The sequence below is a fragment of the Comamonas sp. AG1104 genome (assembly GCF_003350425.1).
Classification (GTDB): domain Bacteria; phylum Pseudomonadota; class Gammaproteobacteria; order Burkholderiales; family Burkholderiaceae_C; genus Comamonas; species Comamonas testosteroni.
The window spans coordinates 94,688-111,999 of record NZ_QQAS01000008.1 but is presented as its reverse complement, the minus strand read 5'-3'; the positions used below and the strand labels follow the sequence as shown (position 1 = coordinate 111,999).

The 17,312-nt window shown below is 64.8% G+C and carries 14 protein-coding genes and 2 tRNA genes; 5 read left to right on the top strand and 11 right to left on the bottom strand.

The window, feature by feature from the left end; all coding sequences use genetic code 11:
* Positions 1–20 precede the first annotated feature (20 nt).
* Both xsc and DFO48_RS20905 read left to right on the top strand, forming a co-directional pair.
* Entirely contained in the window at positions 21–1,832 is a 1,812-nt protein-coding gene (gene xsc / locus DFO48_RS20910) for a sulfoacetaldehyde acetyltransferase (RefSeq protein ID WP_114864644.1), read from the top strand.
* A 252-nt stretch (positions 1,833–2,084) separates the two neighbouring features.
* The gene (locus DFO48_RS20905; RefSeq protein WP_114864643.1) at positions 2,085–3,050 is read left to right on the top strand and encodes a bifunctional enoyl-CoA hydratase/phosphate acetyltransferase; all 966 of its coding nucleotides are present in this window, start codon (positions 2,085–2,087) and stop codon (positions 3,048–3,050) included.
* 124 nt (positions 3,051–3,174) lie between these two features.
* Here DFO48_RS20905 and DFO48_RS20900 read toward each other — a convergent pair.
* The 5 genes from DFO48_RS20900 to DFO48_RS20880 all read right to left on the bottom strand — a co-directional run bounded on the left by DFO48_RS20900 (position 3,175) and on the right by DFO48_RS20880 (position 6,335).
* Positions 3,175–3,251: transfer RNA gene (locus tag DFO48_RS20900), tRNA-Arg, on the bottom strand.
* Between the two features lie 2 nt (positions 3,252–3,253).
* Positions 3,254–3,343: transfer RNA gene (locus DFO48_RS20895), tRNA-Ser, on the bottom strand.
* A 31-nt stretch (positions 3,344–3,374) separates the two neighbouring features.
* Positions 3,375–4,691 (bottom strand): serine--tRNA ligase, encoded by a 1,317-nt coding sequence (serS, locus tag DFO48_RS20890; protein WP_114864642.1) that lies wholly within the window; start codon positions 4,689–4,691, stop codon positions 3,375–3,377.
* 182 nt (positions 4,692–4,873) lie between these two features.
* Positions 4,874–5,863, bottom strand: a complete 990-nt coding sequence (ispH, locus tag DFO48_RS20885) for a 4-hydroxy-3-methylbut-2-enyl diphosphate reductase (RefSeq protein ID WP_003065908.1) — start codon at positions 5,861–5,863, stop codon at positions 4,874–4,876.
* Between the two features lies 1 nt (position 5,864).
* Positions 5,865–6,335, bottom strand: a complete 471-nt coding sequence (locus DFO48_RS20880; protein ID WP_114864641.1) for a peptidylprolyl isomerase — start codon at positions 6,333–6,335, stop codon at positions 5,865–5,867.
* 115 nt (positions 6,336–6,450) lie between these two features.
* On the opposite strand from DFO48_RS20880, the gene radC reads away from it, so the two are divergent.
* Positions 6,451–7,143: a DNA repair protein RadC gene (radC, locus tag DFO48_RS20875; RefSeq protein ID WP_003072780.1), complete on the top strand. Its 693-nt coding sequence runs from the start codon at positions 6,451–6,453 to the stop codon at positions 7,141–7,143.
* Positions 7,140–7,796, top strand: a complete 657-nt coding sequence (locus tag DFO48_RS20870; protein WP_003072778.1) for a Smr/MutS family protein — start codon at positions 7,140–7,142, stop codon at positions 7,794–7,796. The genes radC and DFO48_RS20870 overlap by 4 nt, the downstream gene beginning before the upstream one ends.
* Before the next feature lie 63 nt (positions 7,797–7,859).
* On the opposite strand, the gene DFO48_RS20865 is transcribed toward DFO48_RS20870, so the two are convergent.
* The 5 genes from DFO48_RS20865 to DFO48_RS20845 form a co-directional block, all read right to left on the bottom strand.
* Entirely contained in the window at positions 7,860–8,888 is a 1,029-nt protein-coding gene (locus DFO48_RS20865; protein WP_114864640.1) for a M48 family metalloprotease, read from the bottom strand.
* Positions 8,889–8,892: 4 nt separating this feature from the next.
* On the bottom strand, positions 8,893–9,480 hold the full coding sequence (locus DFO48_RS20860; RefSeq protein ID WP_114864639.1) for a LemA family protein: 588 nt from the start codon (positions 9,478–9,480) through the stop codon (positions 8,893–8,895).
* 97 nt (positions 9,481–9,577) lie between these two features.
* A complete protein-coding gene (locus DFO48_RS20855; RefSeq protein WP_114864638.1) occupies positions 9,578–11,668 on the bottom strand; it encodes a bifunctional 2',3'-cyclic-nucleotide 2'-phosphodiesterase/3'-nucleotidase in 2,091 nt (696 codons plus the stop codon).
* A 94-nt stretch (positions 11,669–11,762) separates the two neighbouring features.
* Entirely contained in the window at positions 11,763–12,167 is a 405-nt protein-coding gene (locus DFO48_RS20850) for a group II truncated hemoglobin (RefSeq protein ID WP_114864637.1), read from the bottom strand.
* A complete protein-coding gene (locus DFO48_RS20845; protein ID WP_034348114.1) occupies positions 12,157–13,641 on the bottom strand; it encodes an MFS transporter in 1,485 nt (494 codons plus the stop codon). Before DFO48_RS20845 ends, DFO48_RS20850 begins: the two co-directional genes overlap by 11 nt.
* Positions 13,642–13,857: 216 nt before the next feature.
* Here DFO48_RS20845 and DFO48_RS20840 point away from each other — a divergent pair, with 216 nt between their 5' ends.
* Complete coding sequence (locus tag DFO48_RS20840) at positions 13,858–14,733, top strand: LysR family transcriptional regulator (RefSeq protein ID WP_114864636.1); 876 nt, start codon at positions 13,858–13,860, stop codon at positions 14,731–14,733.
* 2 nt (positions 14,734–14,735) lie between these two features.
* Here the strand turns inward: DFO48_RS20840 and DFO48_RS20835 are convergent, their stop codons facing one another.
* Positions 14,736–17,306, bottom strand: a complete 2,571-nt coding sequence (locus tag DFO48_RS20835) for an ABC transporter permease (protein WP_114864635.1) — start codon at positions 17,304–17,306, stop codon at positions 14,736–14,738.
* Positions 17,307–17,312: the final 6 nt, after the last annotated feature.

The window sequence follows — 17,312 nt, the reverse complement described above, 5'->3', positions numbered from 1 at the left end:
AATTTTTCAAGGAGACAAAGATGGCTGCAACGGACAATCGTAAAGTGGTTGAAGGCGTTCACAAGATGACCCCTTCGGAAGCATTCGTGGAAACCTGCGTCGCCAATGGCGTCAGCGAGATGTTCGGCATCATGGGTTCCGCCTTCATGGATGCCATGGACATCTTCGCGCCCGCAGGCATTCGCCTGATCCCGGTGGTGCATGAGCAAGGTGCGGCCCACATGGCCGACGGCTATGCCCGCGTCTCGGGTCGCCACGGCGTGGTGATCGGCCAGAACGGCCCCGGCATCAGCAATTGCGTGACCGGGATTGCCGCAGCCTACTGGGCGCACAGCCCGGTGGTGATCGTGACTCCCGAGACCGGCACCATGGGCATGGGCCTGGGCGGCTTCCAGGAGGCCAATCAGCTGCCCATGTTCCAGGAGTTCACCAAGTACCAGGGCCATGTCTGCAACCCCAAGCGCATGGCCGAGTTCACGGGCCGCGTCTTCGACCGCGCCATGTCCGAGATGGGCCCGACCCAGCTCAATATTCCGCGTGATTACTTCTACGGCGAGATCGAGTGCGAGATTCCCAAGCCCATGCGCGTGGACCGCGGCCATGGCGGCGAGGCCAGCCTGCAGGCCGCCGTGGAGCTGCTCAAGACCGCCAAGTTCCCGGTGATCCTGGCCGGCGGCGGCGTGGTCATGGGCGATGCCGTGGAGGAAGCCAGGCAGTTGGCCGAGCGCCTGGGCGCGCCCGTGGCCACCGGCTATCTGCGCAACGATGCCTTCCCCGCCAAGCACCCGCTGTGGGCCGGCCCGCTCGGCTACCAGGGCTCCAAGGCTGCCATGAAGCTGATCGCCCAGGCCGACGTGGTGATTGCGCTGGGTTCGCGCATGGGACCCTTCGGCACCCTGCCCCAGCATGGCATGGACTACTGGCCCAAGACCGCCAAGATCATCCAGATCGAGGCCGATCACACCAATCTGGGCCTGGTCAAGAAGATTGCCGTGGGCATCAACGGCGATGCCAAGGCCGTAGCGGCCGAGCTGAGCAGGCGCCTGGCCGATGTGACGCTGGGCTGTGACGCCACCAAGGCCGCGCGCGCCGACACCATCGCCACGGAAAAAGCCGCCTGGGAAAAGGAGCTCGACGGCTGGACCCATGAACGCGATGCATACAGCCTGGACATGATCGAAGAGGCCAAGGGCGAGCGCACGCCGACCGGCGGCAGCTATCTGCATCCCCGCCAGGTGCTGCGTGAACTCGAAAAAGCCATGCCGGCGCGCGTCATGGTGTCTACCGACATCGGCAACATCAACTCGGTGGCCAACAGCTATCTGCGCTTCGACGAGCCGCGCAGCTTCTTTGCCCCCATGAGTTTCGGCAACTGCGGCTATGCCCTGCCCACCATCATCGGTGCCAAGTGCGCAGCCCCCGATCGCCCGGCCATCGCCTATGCAGGTGACGGTGCCTGGGGCATGAGCATGATGGAAATCATGACCGCCGTGCGCCACGACATCCCCGTGACTGCCGTGGTGTTCCACAACCGCCAGTGGGGCGCGGAAAAGAAGAACCAGGTGGACTTCTACAACCGCCGCTTCGTGGCCGGCGAGCTCGAGAGCGAAAGCTTTTCCGACATTGCCAAGGCCATGGGCGCCGAAGGCATCGTGGTGGACCACATCGAGGATGTGGGCCCGGCACTGCAAAAGGCCATCGACATGCAGATGAAGGAAGGCAAGACCTGCGTGATCGAGATCATGTGCACCCGCGAGCTCGGCGATCCCTTCCGCCGCGACGCCTTGTCCAAGCCCGTGCGCATGCTGGACAAGTACAAGGACTATGTCTGACGCCGTCTGACACCCCCTGAGGCGCTGCGCGCCTTCCCCCTCGTTGCACGGCGCCTCTCTACCCGCTTCGCGGGGGAGGGGGACGACACCCTCGGTGCGGGGCGGCGCGGCCAGCCCAGGCCCTTCCTCGGTGTCCCTGGGTTGGGCCGCGCCGGTTTCATGCGCCTGAGTGAAGCGCGAGGCCCTCGAAAGCCGACTCCCAGACCCCCTGCGTTACTCACGCCGGGCCCTGTACTTCCCGCAGGAGCTTTCATGACTCCCCCACTCTCACTTGCCGTGGCCGCCGACGATGCACCCGCCACGCCGCGTCCCCATCTCCAGCAATTGATCGACCAGGCCCGGGCCCGCGGCCCGATTCCTGTGGCCGTGGCCTACCCCTGCGACGCCGGCTCTGTGCAGGCGGCCATGCAGGCGGCGCAGGCCGGTCTGATTAGGCCCCTGCTGGTAGGCCCGCGCCAACGTATCGAAGCCGCAGCCCGCTCAGCCGGTCTCGATCCGTCTGCCGCCGAGATTCACTCCACGGCGGACGACCCTCGCATCGCTGCGGCCCAGGCCGCAGCCCTGTGCCGCGATGGCCAGGCCCGGGCCCTGATGAAGGGCAGCCTGCACAGCGACGATCTGCTGGGGGCGGCCGTGGCGCGTGAAGCCGGTCTGCGCGGCAGCCGCCGGGCCAGCCATGTATTCATCATGGACATCCCCGGCTACGACCGCCCGCTGCTGATGACCGACTGCGTGGTCAACATCTTCCCCAGCCTGATGGAAAAGCGCGATATCGCCCAGAACGCAGTCGATCTGGCCCACGCCATCGGCATAGTCCAGCCACGCGTGGCCCTGCTGTCGGCGGTGGAAACCGTCAACCCGGCCATTCCCGGCACCATCGATGCGGCAGCCCTGTGCAAGATGGCCGACCGCGGCCAGATCACGGGCGGCATCTTTGACGGCCCGCTCGCTTACGACAACGCCATCTCCCTGCACTCGGCACACAACAAGGGCATCGTCTCCGATGTCGCAGGCCGTCCCGATGTGCTGCTGGCGCCCAACCTCGAAGCTGGAAACATGATCTACAAGCAGCTGGTCTACATGGCCAACGCCGAATGCGCCGGCCTGGTGCTGGGCATGCGCGTGCCCATCGTGCTGACCAGCCGCTCCGATTCGGTGGCCAGCCGCATCGCTTCCTGCGCCCTGGCCGTGCTGGCCAGTGCAGGAATGCAGGCATAGAGCAAGACTTGGCCAAGGCCCTGCCGGACACTGCGGTGGCCGGGCCTTTCTGTCAAACGCCTATCTTGGGCAGACGCCAGAAACGAAAAAGCCTCAGAGTATTTCTACTCTGAGGCTTAACGTTTGGTGCGGCTGGCAGGAATCGAACCCACGACCCCTTGGTTCGTAGCCAAGTACTCTATCCAGCTGAGCTACAGCCGCATTGGCGGAGAGGGTGGGATTCGAACCCACGGTACGTTTGCACGTACGCCTGATTTCGAGTCAGGTACATTCGACCACTCTGCCACCTCTCCTGTGTCGAAGCATCTATTGTAGCCTAAAAAATCAGGCCTTCAGCAAAGTTTTGCCACCCATGTACGAAACCAGTGCTTCGGGCACGGTGATCGAGCCATCGGCGTTCTGATAGTTCTCCAGCACGGCGACCAGCGTACGGCCCACGGCCAGGCCGGAGCCGTTGAGCGTGTGCACCAGTTCGTTCTTGCCCTGCGCATTCTTGAAGCGAGCCTGCATGCGGCGCGCCTGGAAGGCTTCGCAGTTGGAGACCGAGCTGATTTCGCGATAGGTGCCCTGTGCCGGCACCCAGACTTCCAGGTCGTAGGTCTTGGCAGCGCCAAAGCCCATGTCGCCGGTGCACAGGCTCATCACGCGGTACGGCAGGCCCAGCTTCTGCAGCACGGCTTCGGCGTGACCCGTCATCTCTTCCAGCGCTTCATAGCTCTTTTCGGGATGCACGATCTGCACCATCTCGACCTTGTCGAACTGGTGCTGGCGGATCAGACCGCGCGTGTCGCGGCCGCCGGAGCCGGCTTCCGAGCGGAAGCAGGGGCTGTGTGCGGTCAGCTTGATGGGCAGGCGGTCTTCGGCCAGCACTTCGTCGCGCACCAGATTCGTCAGAGGCACTTCGGCCGTGGGAATCAGGTACAGAGCTGCGGTGTCGGGCAGGGGTTCGGCATCCTGGCCGCCCTTCTGGGCCGCAAACAGATCGCCTTCGAACTTGGGCAGCTGGCCCGTGCCCTTGAGCGAATCGCTGTTGACGATGTAAGGCACATAGCATTCGGTGTAGCCATGCTGCTCGGTCTGCAGATCCAGCATGAACTGGGCCAGCGCACGGTGCAGGCGCGCGATCTGGCCCTGCATCACGGTAAAGCGGGCACCGGAGAGCTTGACGCCGGCTTCGAAGTCCAGGCCGATGGGCGCGCCCAGATCCACGTGATCCTTGATCTCGAAGTCGAAGTTCCTGGGCGTGCCGAAGCTGCGCACTTCCACATTGCCTTCTTCGTCGGCGCCCACGGGCACGGACTCATGAGGCAGATTGGGCACGGCCACCAGCATGGCCTGCAGCTCGGTCTGGATCTGGTCCAGGCGCGTGGCCGATTGTTCCAGCTCGGTCTTCATGGCGGCCACTTCGGCCTTGGCGGCTTCGGCGGCGTCCTTTTCGCCCTTGCCCATCAACATGCCGATCTGCTTGGACAGCTGGTTGCGCTTGGACTGCAGCTCCTCCGTGCGCGTCTGGATGGACTTGCGTTCGGATTCCAGCGCCTTGAAGGCTTCCACGTTCAGGAAGGCTTGGGGGTTCTTGCGGGTTTGCAGTCGGGCGACGACTGAATCCAGGTCTTTGCGGAGAAGTTGAATGTCGAGCATAGAGGGGGATTTTAGAGCGACTGGCCACACCCGGCCGATACCCGGGGGATGGCAGCAGTCAGCTATCAAAAGCAAAGCGCCTTGCGCAGGCCATTCGTAGATTTTCAGATAAAAACCATCTGAAGTCGTTGAATACCATGCGCAAGGCGCTATGAAGTTACAAGCATTCTGCTTGTCAGAACTCAATGTCCGGTCTCGGGCGCCTTGCGCACTTCGATCTCCAGGCCCGTGGCCGCGTCGATCTTCAGACCCTTGGGCAGCGGGAACTTGATGGTTTCCTCGATACCGTCCATCTTGCGCACGGCGACTGCACCCAGTTGCCGGATGCGGGCGATGACCTCGTCGACCAGCACCTCGGGCGCGGAAGCCCCGGCCGTCAGCCCCACGCGGGCTGCATCGGCAAACCACTCCTGCTTGAGCTCGAGCGCGTTGTCCACCATGTAGGCAGGCGTGCCCAGGCGATCGGCCAGCTCGCGCAGGCGGTTGCTGTTGGAGCTGGTCGGGCTGCCGACGACGATGACCAGATCCACCTGGGGTGCCAGCACCTTCACGGCGTCCTGGCGGTTCTGCGTGGCATAGCAGATGTCCTGCTGCTTGGGTTCGCGCACCAGCGGAAAGCGTGCCTTGATGGCGGCCTTGATGCCTGCGGCGTCATCGACCGACAGAGTGGTCTGCGTCACCACGGCCAGCTTTTCGGTCTGGCGCGGCGCCACCTTGGCCACATCGCCTTCGTCCTCGACCAGGTGAATGCCTTCGGAGAGCTGGCCCATGGTGCCTTCGACCTCGGGATGGCCCTTGTGGCCGATCATGAGGAATTCGTAGCCTTCCTTGGCCAGCTTGGCGACTTCCACATGCACCTTGGTGACCAGCGGGCAGGTCGCATCGAAGATGGCAAAGCCGCGACGCTCGGCCTCCTGCTGCACGGCCTTGGAGACGCCATGGGCCGAGAAGATCAGCGTGGCGCCGGGCGGCACCTCGTCGAGCTCCTCGATGAAGATGGCGCCCTTGGCCTTGAGGTCGTTGACCACAAAGGTGTTGTGCACGATCTCGTGGCGCACATAGATGGGCGCGCCGAACTTGGCCAGCGCCCGCTCCACGATCTCGATGGCGCGATCCACCCCGGCGCAAAAGCCGCGCGGTTCGGCCAGCAGGACTTCCTTGGCTCCCACCACCTCAGAGCACCCCGATCAGCTTCACTTCAAACGTCACGGGCTGGCCGGCCAGCGGGTGGTTGAAGTCGAACAGCACGGCGCCGTCCTCGCGCACCTGCACCACGGCGCCGGCGTAGCTGCCGTTGCCATCGGGCGTGGGGAACTGCACCACATCGCCTGCGGTGTATTGCTCATGCGGGTCGCCGAGCTCGTTCATGAGCTTGCGGGCCACCCACTGCATCATGTCGGGGTTGCGCTCACCAAAAGCCTCGCCTGCGGGCAGCTCGAAAGTGGTGTGCGTGCCCTCGGCCAGGCCGATCAGCTTGTCTTCCATGGCCGGCGACAGCTCGCCCGCACCCAGCGACAGCGTCGCCGGCTTTTCGTTGAAGGTATTGATCACATCGCCCGCAGGGCCCGCCAGGCGGTAATGCAGCGTGAGAAAAGAGCCTGCCTGCACGACGGGCAGATCCGAAGGGGTTGCGCTTGTGGTCATGAAAGTCCCGATAAACTGGGCTGCATTGTAAGAGCGAGCCTATAACCTCTTCGCGGCTGCGTTGAGATGGCCGGCCCGCCCCTTCCCCACCTTGTGCAAGCGAGCACTGACACCCATGCCCATCAAAGACCTGCCCCTGGATGCCCAGCCGCGCGAAAAGCTCGCGCAGCGGGGTGCGGCGGCGCTCTCGGATGCCGAGCTGCTGGCCGTCATTTTGCGCACCGGCATGGCCGGCAAGACAGTGCTGCAGATGGCGCAGGAGCTGCTGGAGCTGCCCGGTGATGGCCAGGGAGCAGGCGGTCTGGCCGGACTGCTGGCCGCCGACTACCAGGCTTTGACAACCGTCAAAGGCCTGGGCCCTGCCAAGCGAGCCGAGCTGATGGCCGTGCTGGAGCTGGCCCGCCGTGCCACGGCACAGCAGCTGCGCGAGCGGGAAGTCTTTTCCTCCCCCGAAGCCGTCAAGCACTATCTGCAGCTGCATCTGGCAGCCAGGCCGCACGAGGTGTTTGCCGTGCTGTTTCTGGACAGCCAGAACCGCTTGCTGGCTCTTGAAGAAATGTTTCGCGGTACCTTGACGCAAACCTCCGTCTACCCTCGTGAAGTCGTGCTGCGCGCCCTGCACCATCAGGCCGGCGCGGTGATCCTCGCGCACAACCACCCCAGCGGCAACGTGCAGCCCAGCAGTGCCGACAGCGCGCTGACCGCCACTCTCAAGGCCGCTCTGGCCTTGATCGATGTACGCGTGCTCGACCACATCATCGTCGGGCCGGGCGCTGCCTGCTCCATGGCCGAGGAGGGTCTGCTATGAGCCACGCACACCGCTCGCTGCAGGATCTGGCCGGCATCTCCCGCCATCTCAAGCAAATGCGCGAACAGGCCGAAGCCCTGGCCCTCGCGCAGGCCGAGGCGCGTGCAGCGCGCGAGCGTGAACGCAATCTGTTTGCGCTCAGCGTCGGCAAGGTCACGCCGCTGCGCTCGCGCAACGAAGTCAGCTTTGTGGAGCCGGCCCCCTCGCCGCTGCCGCTGCAGATGGTGCTGGACGAACAGAACGTGCTGCGCGAAGCCATGAGCGATGAGTTCGATGTCAGCACCCTGCTGGACGTGGACGATCAGCTGAGCTTTCGCCGCCCCGGCATCGGTCTCGACGTGACGCGCAAGCTGCGTGGCGGCCACTGGAGCATTCAGCGCCAGCTGGACCTGCACGGCCTGCGCTCGGACGAAGCCCGCGAGGCGCTGGGCCAGTTCATCCGCCTGTCGCACCGCACGGGCGTGCGCTGCGTGCGCATCGTGCACGGCAAGGGCCTGGGATCGCCGGGCCGCACCCCCGTTCTCAAGGGCAAGGTTCAGCGCTGGCTGGTTCAGAAAAAAGAGGTTCTGGCCTTTGTCCAGGCCCGCCCGGCCGAAGGGGGCGCGGGCGCACTGGTGGTGCTGCTGCAGCCGGGCAAGCGCAAGCTGTTCTGAGCCCCATCCTTCCGACCTGATAGCTGCTCGCGCCTATCTCCATTGGGCTTGAGCCCAAAAGGCTTATCTCCCCTGCGGCACGGTGTTGAGCGGCAAGGGCAGCGGCCGCATATCGCGGCCGTAAATGCGGCGTATGCGCTCGGGCACCGTGGGGTGGGATTCCAGCCAGTCTTCGAGGCGGCTGGCATGGGGTGTTTCGGCCAGCAGCATGTGCTGCACGATGCGCTTGTCCAGCCCCTGGTGGCTGCGCGTGTCCTGCTGCCAGCTGCCGTACTGCTGCTCGGCCAGTTCGCGCTGCGTGAGCACCTTGCGCAGCACGCCGCCCAGCCCGTCCTTGCTGCGCGTCCACTGCACGGCTCGGGCATCGGCCAGATATTCGCGCTGGCGCGATACGGCGGCCTTGAGCAATTGGCCGCCGAGCCAGCCGACAAAGCCCGCAGCCTGGATGAAGAGGCCGAACCATTGCGTAAGGATGCTGTCGCGCTCGCGCAGGTTCTGGCCGAAGTTGTGAATCAGCTCCAGCCCATAGACCATGCCGGCCAGCTGCATGTTCAGCCGCGTGTCGCCCTCACGCAGATGGGACAGCTCATGCGCTACCAGCCCCTGCATTTCCTCACGGCTGAGCTGGTCCAGCGCACCCTGGGTCACGGCAATGACGGCGTCTTGCGCATCCCAGCCCGCCGCAAAGGCATTGATGGCCTCGGTCCGCGCCAGCACCGCGACCTGGGGTGCAGGCCAGTGTGCCGCAATGCACATTTCATCGACGATATTGCACAGTTGCTGCTCGGCCAGCGAGCTGCCGGGTCTGGCCTCGCGCGCTCCCACGCGCTGGGCCAGTTGGCGCCCGCCGTGGCGCAGCTGGTCCAGCTCTATCCAGCAGCCGCCCAGCACCAGCAGCAAGGTCACGCCGATATTCACCGTCGCAAAGCCCGTGGGATAGTCCCAGCCGCCGAAGGCCAGAGTGCCCAGCCACCAGGCCAGCATCAGGCCCAGATGCACCGACGCCACCACGGCCAGCACACACAGGCCGAACACCAGCAGCAACCAGCGCGTACTGCGCCTGGCTTCGCGCTGTCGCTCCCAGAAACGCATGCGCTCAGAACCTGACCTGGGGGACGGCTCGTTCCTGCTCGCTCTGGGTCGAAGCCAGCATGTCCATATGCACAAAACCCACCAGCCGCGCCACGATCAGATCCGGAAACTGTCCGGCCTGGTTGTTGAATTCCAGCACCTCGTCGTTGTAGGACTGACGTGCAAAACCGATGCGGTTCTCGGTGCTGGTGATCTCTTCGCTGAGCTGCTGCATGCGGCCATCGGCCTTGAGCGTGGGATAGGCCTCGGCCAGCGCCATCAGACGGCCTACCTGACCTCCCAGCACCTGCTCCGCAGCCATGAGTGCCCCCATGGCCTGCGCCTTGCCCGGCGACTGACGCGCCTTGTCGGCAGCGCTGACGGCGTCGCCGCGTGCGCGAATCACGGCCTCCAGCGTCTGGGCCTCATGCTGCATATAGCCGCGTGCAACCTCCACCAGATTGGGAATCAGGTCATGACGGCGCTTGAGCTGCACATCGATCTGCGCAAATGCGTTCTCCACCTGGTTCTTGTGCGTGCGCAAGCGGTTGTAGAGGGCAATTGCCCAGATCACGATCACCACCACCACTGCCAGCGCGATATATGCCGTCATACCCTCTCCCTGAAAATTTTCTCGCATCATAGCCAGTCCCAGAAAAAAGCCGCCGTGGCCTTCGCAGCCACGGCGGCAGTCATTGCGGCAGCGCCGCCTACTTGGACAGATCTAGCTGGTATTTGCTCATGCCCTTGCCCGAGCCGTCATCGGCCGCAAGCACCGACACTCCCGACAGACCCGCAGCCTGGGCCACGCTCAAGGCATTGGTGCCGGAGCTGAACACCACCGGGCCGGCCGTCGTCACCTTGGCAAAGCGCCAGCTCTTGGCTGCGCCATTGGCCGCCCTGGTGATCTGCGGGTTCTTGCGCACATACTCGATCACCACATCGCGGTTCGCATCGGGCGATGCCCAGATGGCCGACGAGCCGTCGAGCTTGGGGATGAAGCTGGCACCGCTGGTGGCACGGTAGTTGTTGGTGGCGATCACGAACTCCTGCGCCGTATCAATGGGCTTGCCCAGATAGCTCAGGTTCTTGATGCGGCTGCCCAGCGGCTGAGTCACATCGATCTCGTACTGCACATCGGCCGTGGTGAACATATCGAAGTTATAGCCCGGGAAGCTGCTGATCAACGGCTGCTCGGTCGTCTTGTTCACATCGATCTGGTTGAAGCGCTTGGCGGCAGCCTCCAGCCAGCTCTTGATGTCGGCACCATTGACCTTCACTGCGTACACGGTGTTGGGGTAGAGATACAGGTCAGCCGCGTTGTAGATGGCGAGCGAGCCGGCAGCCACATCGGTGAAGTCCTTGCCACCCTGAAAGCCCGACTTGAACGGCGCACTCACCGACAGCACGGGCAGGCTGGCGTACTGCGGCAGATTGGCCTTGATATAGCTGGCCACATAGGCCTGCTGGGCCTGGTTGACGATCTGGATCGCGCCGGGGTCGCCCACATCGGCAAACAGCGTGCTCATGCGGAAGTCAGTGCTGCCAATGGGCGTCTTCACGTAGCTGATGGCTGCCTGATGCTGTGTCTCGATCAGCGGAGCAACGGCCGGGTCGGCATCCACAAACACCGTGGCACCTGCGGCATCCTTTTTCTGGATGTTGCGCAGCTCGCTCTTGCTGCCGGTCTTGGCCACGCTCCACTTCTTGCCGTCCCATTGCAGCGGCAGCTGGATCACGCCCAGCGCCTTGCCCCAGGAACTGGCCATGACCGCAGGCACGCCGTTGATGGTGCCGGCAGCATTGTCCACGCCGCTTTGGCTATAGGCTGGCTTGGCCGACAGATCGGGGAACACGCTGTGCTGGTGACCCATGACCATGGCATCGATGCCCGCCACCTTGGACAGATACAGGCCGGGGTTTTCCATGGTGGCCGAATAGGCCGATCCGTCCAGACCGCCATGCAGCAGCGCCACCACCACATCGGCGCCCTTGGCGCGCAACTCTGGCACGTATTTGCCGGCAGCCTCCACCGCGCCCTCGGTGTAGACCTTGCCTTCCAGATAGCGCTTGTCCCAGTTCATGATGCCCGGCGTGGTGAAGCCGATCACACCGATCTTGATGGGCAGCTTGACTTCCTTGCCATCGCTGCCCTTGGCCACCATGGTGCGCTCCAGCACGGCATAGGGCTGCACCAGCGGCTTCTTGGTCTTGCTGCTGTAGACGTTGGCCAGTACGGCCGGATAGCCGTTGCCCGCGCATTTCTGGCTGGCATCCACGCCATCCACATCCAGGCCTCCGCCCAGCACCTGGTTGAGAAAGGGCAGGCCGTAGTTGAATTCGTGATTGCCCAGCGTGCCCGCGTCAAAGCTCAATGCGCCCATGGCCTTGTACATGGACAGCTGCTGCGTGCAGGGTATGGGCTTTACCTCGGCCTCGTAGTCGGCCAGTGCCGTGCCCTGGATGGTGTCGCCGTTGTCCACCAGCAGCGTGTTGGCAAATTCCTTGCGAGCCGCACGGATCAGCGTGGCCGTGCGCTCGAAGCCATAGGTCTTGTCTTCGGCCAGCTTGAAGTAATCATAGCTGCGCACATTGAAGTGCAGATCCGTGGTCTCCAGAACGGCCAGCGTCGCCGTGGCAGGCTGCGCGCTGACAGGCGCTGTGCTGCTGTCGTCGCTGCCGCCGCAGGCAGCCAGCAATGCTGCACAGCCCACCGCCGTCAGCACATGGCGGCGTTGCTGCAATGCCGAGAAGAAACCGCCCGAGCGCAGCTTTGCGCCAGGCAAATCGAAATCCTGCATGGTTGACCCTGATTGTTGAAAAACAGGCAGTGTCTACAGGGCTTTTTACAGCGTCATGAAGGAAATTTGACGCTTTGAAACTGGACTCAGGAACTCAGGCGCCGCGATTGCGCATCCAGTCCGCCGTGTTCATGAAGCTGGCCTTCAGGCGCGTGCGCAAGGCCTCGGGTACTTCGGTCTCGCCCATGGCCTGATCCATGCAGGCCACCCACTGGTCGCGCTCCTGAATGCCGATGGAAAACGGCATATGGCGCATGCGCAGACGCGGATGGCCGAAACGATCCTGGTAATAGTCGGGGCCGCCCAGCCAGCCGCAGAGAAACCAGAACAGCTTCTGGCGCGCATCGGCCAGCGTGCTGCCATGGGCGGCACGCAGTTCCTTGTAGCCAGGCTCCAGATCCATGAGGTCATAGAAACGGTCAACCAGTTGCTGGACTTTGTCTTCGCCACCTATCCATTCGTAGGGGGTGTCAAACGGGGGCTTTTCTTCAATCTGCATGTGTAGCGGCTTTGCGAGTCAGTCCCGATTGTCGGACATGCGGCATGTCCGTACCCGAGCGCAGGAATGCGAAAACGCCAACGGCCGTCAGCACCGTCACGCCGGCCAGCACATCGAGCAAGCTGGAAAAAGCCAGGCCATAGGCCCTGATCAGCTCTGCGGCTGATGCGCCTTGCATCAGCGCCAGCGCTCCCTGCATATTGCCGGTGACCAGCATCTGGGCCACGGCCGAGCCATGCTGCATGGACGGCCAGATGGCCGTCAGCTCCCGCGCCAGCAGCGCTGCCAGCGCCGCCCCGACTACGGCCAGCGCAATGCCTTCGCCCGCCACACGCACGGTGCTGAAGATGCCCGTGGCCATTCCGGCACGCTCGCGCGGGACCACCGTCACGGCCAGCCCGTCCATCAGCCCCCAGGGCAGTCCTATGCCCAGACCGATCAGCAGCAGCGGTGCGGCCATCTGCGCCAGGTCCGAGCCGGGCGCGCAGCGGCCCAGCCACAGCAAGCCCATGGAGCAGACCAGCAGTCCCGCCCCACAGAGCAAGGCTGCCGACAGCCAGCGCGAGAGCCAGCCCGCCAGCAACGGCACGCACAGCATGGGCAGCGACAGCACGAACATGCGCTGCCCGGCCTCGAGCGGTGCCAGGCCTTCCACGCCGATGAAGCGCAGCGGCAGCAGCACCAGCAGCACCACAAAGGCATAGGCAGGTGCTGCAGCCAGCAGCTGTACGCCGACAAAGCGCGGATAGCGGAACAGCGACAGATCCAGCATGGGATGGGAGCTGCGTCGCTCGATCTGCACGAAGGCCGCTGCCGCCAGCAGGGCTGCCGCCAGGGGCAGCCATGTGCGGCCATGCAACCAGCCCGTTTCAGGGACTTGCAGCATGCCCCAGGTCAACAGAGCCAGCGCCAGCGTGAACGACAGCGCACCCGGCAGGTCCAGCCGCTGTGCCTGCGGATTGCGCGATTCCGGCATATGGCGCAGGCCCAGCAGCAGCGCAGCGAATGCCGCGGCGGCTGCGCTGAGCACCACGCTGCGCCAGCCCCAGCTCTGCAGCAACCAGCCCGACAGCAATGGCCCGAAGGCCAGCCCAACACCAAAGGAGGTGCCCACGAAACTGAAGGCCCGGGTACGCCTGGCACCATCGTAGGCCTGGGCCAGGCCTGCTGTGCCTGCCGCCAATGCAGCAGCTGCACCCAGCCCCTGCAACGCCCGCAGCAGGTCGAAGCCGATGATGGCCCCCTTGCCTTGCAGGCAGACCTGCAGCAGCACGCTGCCAACCACGACGCCCAGCCCCGCGAGAAATACACGCCGCCGCCCGTAGATGTCGGCCAGTGCTCCTGCCGCCATCAGCGTGGCACCGAAGCTCAGCATGAAGGCATTGGTGACCCAGTTCAGCGCCAGAGGGCCGCCGCCCAGCGCATCGCGCAGCGCCGGCAGCGCCACGGCCGGCCCGGTAAAGCTCAGCGGCATGGCCAGAGCGGCCAGGCAGACCGACAGCAGCACCCAGGCAGGCGATGCGCGGCGGGCACCAACAGGAAGATCCGCCTGCGGGCGGGATGGGGAAGTGGAGCAGGACATGGAGGGCTGGCGTCGTGAATCAATCAGACATGAACGATAAAAGCGCTCCAATGAAACGAAAATAGCTTCAGCACTCCCCACAATCCCAACCAAAGGTTGCCAATCACCATGGACAGCTTCAGCGGACTTGAGTCCTTTGTACGTGCCGCCGATCTCCTGAGCTTTGCCGAGGCCGGCCGCGCTCTCGGCATCTCGGCCTCGGCCGTGGGCAAGAACGTGGCGCGCCTGGAGCAGCAGCTCGGCCTGCGCCTGTTTCATCGCACTACACGCCAGGTGCGTCTGACACAGGAAGGCACTCTGTTTCACGAGCGCTGCCGACGCATCCTTGACGAGCTGCATGATGCGCGCGCTGCCATGCAGGCCGCCGCCCAAGCGCCGCGCGGCCGGCTGCGCGTGAGCCTGCCCACCATCGGCTACCGTTTTCTGCTACCCGTGCTGCCCGAATTCCAGGCCCGCTATCCCGAAGTGGAGCTGGATCTGGACTTCAACGACCATCTGGTCGATGTCGTCGAGGCCGGCCTTGATGTGGTCATCCGCAGCGGCGAGCTGGCCGACTCGCGGCTGGTGGCGCGCCGACTCGGACCGTTTCGCTTCATTCTGGCGGCCTCACCGGCCTATCTGGCCGAGCGCGGCGTGCCGCTGACGCCGGCCGACCTTGCCGGACACACCAGCCTGCGCTATCGCTTTCTGAACAGCGGCAAGCTCGAGGAGTGGACGCTGCCCGGGCTGCCGGCCATGCCCATCGCCCTGGCGTGCAACAACATGGAAGCCATGCTGGGCGCAGCCGTCTCAGGCCTGGGCCTGGCCTACATGCCCGACTTCCTGGCCCGCGACGCACTGGCGCGTGGCGAACTCCAGCAGGTCCTGGCGCAGCAGCTCACGCATAGCGGGCAATTCTCCGCACTCTGGCCCTCCAGCCGCCAGCTCTCGCCCAAGGTCCGGGCCTTTGTGGATTTTGCGAGCGAGCGGCTGTTCAAGGGCTAGCCTTATTCCGCAGCCTGGCGCAGCGTGATCATCACCGGGCGGCTGACCACCTCGCGCAACGCCCACCAGCCGGCCAGCCAGGCCAGCAATGCACCCGCCAGCGCGCCCACCAGCGGCACCCACCAGAGCACATTCCATTCGAAATCGAACACCCAGCGCGCCAGCGCCCAGCCCACGGCCAGGGCCACGCAGCTGGCCAGAAAGCCGGCCATCAGGCCCACTCCGGCCAGCTCGGCACTTTGCACCTGCTGCAGCAGGCCCGATCTGGCTCCCACGGCGCGCATGATGGCGTATTCGCGTGCTCTTTCCTCACGCGTGCCGGTGACGGAGGCAAACAGCACCACCAGTCCCGCCACCAGTGTGAAGCCGAACAGGAACTCCACGGCGCGTATGACCTGGTCCATCACCTGTTGCACCTGGGCCAGCGTGCTGCTCAGGTCAACATTGGTGATGTTGGGAAATTCATTGACCAGCGCATTGTCAAAGCCCTTGATGTCGGGTGCGCGATAGGCCGCCAGGTAGGTCACGGCCACGTTGTCCAGATGCTGCACGGGGTAGATCACAAAGAAGTTGGCACGCATGGAACTCCAGTCCACCTTGCGCAGGCTGGTGATGCGGGCCTCGCTCTCCTCGCCGCCGATATCGAAGCGCAGCGTGTCGCCCAGCTTCAGGCCAAGGGTCTTGGCAATGCCTTCCTCCATGCTGATCGCGCCCTGCTCGCCCGTCTGCCAGCGGCCGCCCACGATCTGGTTGTGATCCGGCATGGTTTCGGCAGTGGAGATATTGAACTCCCGGTCCACCAGGCGCTTGGCGCGGTCTTCCTCATAGTCATCGGGGCTGACGGCCTTGCCGTTGACGGCGATCAGCCGGCCGCGAATCATGGGATACCAGTCATAGCTGTGCACGCCGGCCTTCTTCAGCGCGGCCTGAAAGTCCTGCGCCTGATCGGGCTGGACATTGATGACAAAGCGATCGGGCGCATTGGCCGGCGTGGCCTTGCGCCAGCTGGCAATCAGATCGGTGCGCAGCAGCACCAGCAGCACCAGAGCCAGCAGCCCCACGGCCAGCGAGCTGACCTGTACCACGGCATACACGGGTTTGGCCGAAACCTGGCGCGTGGCCATGACCAGCCAGCGCGGCGCCGTGCTCTCATTGACCACCTGCCGCAGCAGCTTGACGGCCAGCCAGGCCAGGCCCGCAAACAGCAGCACGGCCACGGCAAAGCCGCCCACGGCAATCAGGCCCAGCTTGATGTCGCGGCTGGCGACCATCAACAAGGCCGCAAAACCCGTAACACCCACACCCAGCACCAGCCACGATGCTGGCTTGAGCGCCCCCAGGTCGCGCCGCATCACGCGCAGCGGCGGCACCTGCGCCAGCTGCAGCACGGGCGGCAGGCCAAAAGCCAGCAACAGAGTCAGCCCCATGCCCATGCCGAACAATGCGGGCCACAGGCTGGCCGCAGGCAGGGCGGACTCGACCAGTCCGGCCAGCAGCCAGACAAACACATGGTGCACGGCCCAGCCCAGCAGCACGCCGGCCGCGCTGGCGGCCAGGGCAATGCTCACGAACTCCACGACATAGGCCAGGGCAATCCGGCGCTGACTCTGGCCGAGCACGCGCAGCATGGCAGACGCATCGAGATGACTGTTGGCAAAGGCGCGCGCGGCCAGTGCCACGGCCACGGCCGAGAGCAGTGCCGAGAGCAGGGCCACCAGACTCAGGAACTTCTCGGCCCTGTCCAGGGTCTGGCGCATTTCGGGGCGTCCGCTTTCCAGCGATTCCACACGCACGCCATGCAGGCTCTTGGCCAGCTCCTGCGCCCAGCCCAGATATTCTTGCGCGGCCCGCTGCGCGCCGCGCCCAGCGTCTGCCTGCGCCGCCACGGCCAGCCGATAGGTGATGCGGCTGGCGGGCTGCACCAGGCGCGTTGCGGGCAGGTCGGCGCTATTGATCATCACGCGCGGGGCAAAGCTCATGAAACCCGCACCACGATCGGGCTCGATGGCAATGATGTGCGAGATATGAAAGCTCGCATCGCCCAGCAGCAGTCGGTCGCCGAGCTTCAGGCCCAGTGCCTCCAGCAGCGGCGCATCCACCCAGGCATGGCCGCTTTCGGGAATCGCCCGGACTTCCAGGTCTGGCTGGCCCGGCCCCTGATTCAGGTGCAGCACGCCGCGCAACGGGTAGCCGGGGTCCACACTTTTGAGCGCCACCAGGCGGCTGGCTCCGCCCTGCTCCTGGGCGGCCCGCGCCATGGTGGGAAAGCTGGCCGTGGCCACGGTCTGCAGTCCCTGCTGCTGTGCCTGCTGCACGAAAACTGCGGGTGCGGGATTGTCGCTGACCACCACCACATCGCCGCCCAGCAGTTGACCGGCGTCGCGCTGAAGGCCGGCCTGCAGGCGGTCGGCAAAAAAGCCCACCGAGCTCAGTGCCGCCACGGCCAGCAGCACGGCCACGATGATCAGGCGCAGCTCGCCAGCGCGCAGATCGCGCCAGAGATTGCGCAGTCCCAGAATCCAGACAGATGATGCTTGCATGGTCTGCACGATAGCGCAGCGGCCTGGCGCCATGCCAGA